Origin of the sequence: Synechococcus sp. BA-120 BA3 (assembly GCF_034931285.1) — a bacterium.
Lineage (GTDB): Bacteria > Cyanobacteriota > Cyanobacteriia > PCC-6307 > Cyanobiaceae > Cyanobium.
Genome location: NZ_JAYGHZ010000399.1, coordinates 1 through 3,346, shown reverse-complemented (window position 1 = coordinate 3,346; position 3,346 = coordinate 1). Strand labels below are relative to the sequence as shown.

5 protein-coding genes and 1 pseudogene are annotated in these 3,346 nt (G+C 71.2%); 2 read left to right on the top strand and 4 right to left on the bottom strand.

The window, feature by feature from the left end:
- Positions 1-317: pseudogene (locus VB737_RS15845) on the bottom strand (SpoIID/LytB domain-containing protein); the annotation flags it as partial.
- A gap of 146 nt (positions 318-463) precedes the next feature.
- On the opposite strand from VB737_RS15845, the gene rnz reads away from it, so the two are divergent.
- Positions 464-1,411 carry a ribonuclease Z gene (rnz, locus tag VB737_RS15840; RefSeq protein ID WP_500314363.1) on the top strand — a complete coding sequence of 316 codons (948 nt, stop codon included), beginning with the start codon at positions 464-466 and terminating at the stop codon, positions 1,409-1,411.
- A 96-nt stretch (positions 1,412-1,507) separates the two neighbouring features.
- The gene (gene psbV, locus VB737_RS15835; RefSeq protein ID WP_500314361.1) at positions 1,508-2,035 is read left to right on the top strand and encodes a photosystem II cytochrome c-550; all 528 of its coding nucleotides are present in this window, start codon (positions 1,508-1,510) and stop codon (positions 2,033-2,035) included.
- A 66-nt stretch (positions 2,036-2,101) separates the two neighbouring features.
- Here psbV and VB737_RS15830 read toward each other — a convergent pair whose 3' ends face one another.
- The 3 genes from VB737_RS15830 to VB737_RS15820 form a co-directional block, all read right to left on the bottom strand.
- Positions 2,102-2,479, bottom strand: coding sequence for a DUF8632 family protein (locus VB737_RS15830; protein ID WP_500314365.1), 378 nt, complete (start codon positions 2,477-2,479; stop codon positions 2,102-2,104).
- A gap of 79 nt (positions 2,480-2,558) precedes the next feature.
- The gene (locus VB737_RS15825; protein ID WP_094585612.1) at positions 2,559-2,858 is read right to left on the bottom strand and encodes a ferredoxin; all 300 of its coding nucleotides are present in this window, start codon (positions 2,856-2,858) and stop codon (positions 2,559-2,561) included.
- A gap of 142 nt (positions 2,859-3,000) precedes the next feature.
- Positions 3,001-3,346, bottom strand: a 346-nt coding sequence (locus VB737_RS15820; protein WP_500314359.1) for a 50S ribosomal protein L11 methyltransferase, incomplete at its 5' end; no start/stop codon positions are given.

Here is a 3,346-nt window from a genome sequence, read left to right as displayed (position 1 = left end):
ATCCAGGCCTGGCCCGATGGCAGCGCCACCCGGCGGGGCGGCCCGGTCGGTCCCTCCAGCCTGGCCTCCAGGGCCGGCCCGCTGCGCACGAGCTGCAGCCGTGCCCCCGGCGCCAGCTTCACCAGGGTGCGCCCGCTGGCGTCACCGAGGCGCAGCACGGTGCTGCCGGCCTCCAGCTCCAGGGTGGGGGCCTCCCGCAGCAGCACCCGCACCACCGGAGCCGGCGCCCTCGCCTCCGTGGGGACCGGCGCCGCGACGGCGGCGGGAAGCAGGGCCAGCGAGAGGCCGGCGCGCCATCCGAAACGGAGGAGGGTCACGAGGGTGCGCGAGCGACAACGGGTCATTCTGGACGGGTCATCCTGTCGATGCCATGGCGCCAGCCAGAGCACCGGCTGGCGCCATGGAGGGCGGGACGACGGTGCGGCCGGCGCCGTGGCAGCATGCGCTCTGCGGCAGCCAGGGTGTGCAGGTCACCTTCCTGGGAACCAGTTCCGGCGTTCCCACCCGCTCCCGCAACGTCTCCGCCGTCGCCCTGCGGCTGCCTCAGCGCGCCGAGCTGTGGCTGTTCGACTGTGGTGAGGGAACCCAGCACCAGTTCCTGCGCAGCGACCTGCGGGTGTCCCAGCTGCGGCGGATCTTCGTCACCCACATGCACGGCGACCACGTCTTCGGTCTGCCGGGGCTGCTGGCCAGCCTGGGGCTGGCGGGCAGCTGCGCCGGCATCGATCTCTACGGACCGGACCCGCTGCGCGACTACCTGGAGGGGGTACTGCGGACCTCCTCGACCCGCATCGGCTATCCCCTGCGCACCCACCGGGTGAAGGAGGCCGCCGCCCGCGGCACCCTGGTGCTCGATGACGACGACATCACGGTGCGCTGCACGCCGCTCACCCACCGGGTGCCGGCCTACGCCTACCGGGTGGATCAGAAGCCCCGGGCCGGCCGTTTCGACGTGGAGCGGGCCAAGGCCCTGGGCATTCCCCCCGGGCCGGTCTATGCCGAGCTCAAGGCGGGTCGCAGCGTCACCCTCGATGACGGCCGGGTGATCCGCGGTGAGGCCCTGTGCGGACCGCCGCGGCCTGGCTGCAGCGTCGTCTACTGCACCGACACCGTGTTCAGCGAGGCGGCGGTGGCCCTGGCCCGCGGCGCCGACCTGCTGATCCACGAGTCCACCTTCTCCCATGGCGAGGCGGAGCTGGCCATCGCCCGCCAGCACTCCACCAGCACCATGGCCGCCCAGACCGCCCTGGAGGCGGGGGTGAAGCAGCTGGTGCTCACCCACCTGAGCCCCCGCTACGTGGCGGGGAATCCCATGACCCCCGACGATCTGGTGGCCGAGGCCCGGGCCATCTTCCCGGAGACGGTGGTGGCGAAGGACTTCCTCAGCCTCTCGGTGGGGACGGCGGACTGAGCCTGCAACAGTTCGCGTGATTCGGTTCCGGGGGACCCGTCGCCCGTGATACAAGGTCTCAGTTGCGGTCCGACCGCCCTTCCGCCGGCTTCTCCCATGGCCCCCCTCCTTCGCACCGCTCCCCTTCGCGCCGCCCTCCGTGCCGTGGCCCGGACGCTGCTGATCCTTCCCCTGGCCCTGCTGGTCTGTTTCGCGGGTCCCGCGGTCGCGGCCCAGTGGAGCGCCGAGGACCTCACCGTGCCCGCCTCTCCGGACGGCACCCTGGTGACCTTCAGCGAGAAGGAGGTCAAGACCGGCCGCAAGCTCTTCAACGAAAGCTGCGGCACCTGCCACGCCGGTGGGATCACCAAGACCAACCAGAACGTGGGCCTGGATCCCGAGACCCTCGCCCTGGCGACCCCGGCCCGGGACTCGGTGGATGCCCTGGTCGACTACATGAAGGACCCCACCTCCTATGACGGGGAATACAGCATCGCGGATGTGCATCCCAGCCTGCGCAGCAGCGACGTGTTCGTGAAGATGCGCGATCTGGACGACGAGGACCTGCGCCTGATCGCCGGCTACATCCTGGTGGCCCCCAAGGTTCAGGGCATCCAGTGGGGCGGCGGCAAGATCTATTTCTGATCGCCCGGCCCACGCTGCCGGCCGGCCCTGTGCCGGCCGGTTTTTTTGTGCCTGGACGTGGGCGGCTCAGGGGGCCGGCACCGGCGGGGCCAGGTTGCCGGCCTCCAGCGACCCCGGCAGCTTGCTGTACCACCACTCCTGCAGGGCGGGGGCCAGGCGCTGGGGGAACAGGGTGATCACGGTGCGGGTGGGGCGGGCCCCCGGCTGCAGCAGCTCCACGGCGTAGGAGGGGCAGCGGCGGGCGGCCAGGTCGGGCACGAAGCGGCGGCCGACGCGGCGCCAGCTGGGCTCCTTGCTGCGCCAGGCCAGGCGGCAGCAGGGCCAGGGGAGCTCCTCCCGATCGAACAGGCGGCAGCAGGGGCCCAGGACCCGGTAGCTGTACTGGCCGCCGGGGCTGGGATGCTCGCTGCCGGAGGCCAGCACGGTGTCCACCTGGAGTGACATGAAAAAGCCACCCCTGAGGGTGGCGGAGAGGAACGCGGGGTTCAAGGGGGCGATCCGAGCGGACCGCCCGGCGAGGAGCTCAGTAGAGCTCTTCTTCGGTGTGGGTCTTGATGGTGCAGTCGGAGGTGGGGTAGGCGACGCAGGTGAGGACGAAGCCGGCCTCGATCTGGTCGTCGTCGAGGAAGCTCTGGTCCGACTGGTCAACGGTGCCGGCGGTGAGCTTGCCAGCGCAGGTGGAGCAGGCGCCGGCGCGGCAGGAGTAGGGCAGGTCAATGCCCTGCTCTTCGGCGGCGTCGAGGATGTACTGGTCGTCGGGAACCTCGATGGTCTTGTTCAGCCCCTCGCTCTCATTGACGAGGGTGACCTTGTAGGAAGCCATGGAAGAGATTGGAGCTCACAGACGCCCGGCAGCCAGGGCCTGTAGGACCCGCCCTTCCTACATCCGACAGGGGGCTTTCCCGGCGATCTTGGGCTCGCAGGCCGGGAAGCCCAATCAAAGCCAGGACACAGATCAGCGTGCCTTATGCAACATCCGCTGCCGAACGGATCCGCAGCAGGCCCCAGCGGTCCTGCGCGACCCGCCCCTCCACCCGCCAGCCCGCGGCCGCCAGATCCCGCTCCAGGCCTGGGGCCTGATCCACCAGCAGGCCGCTGAGCAGGCCCACGCCGCCCGCGCTCAGCAGGTGCTCGAACCAGGGAATCAGGGCCTCGATCACCGGCGCCAGGATGTTGCACAGCAGCAGGTCCGCCGGACGCCCCCCCAGCAGGGCCACCAGGGCCTCCGCCGATCCCGTGGTGACCGCCAGCCCTGAGGGGCCCAGGCCGTTCAGGAGGGCGTTCTCGCGGGTGGCCCGCTCCGCCAGGGGG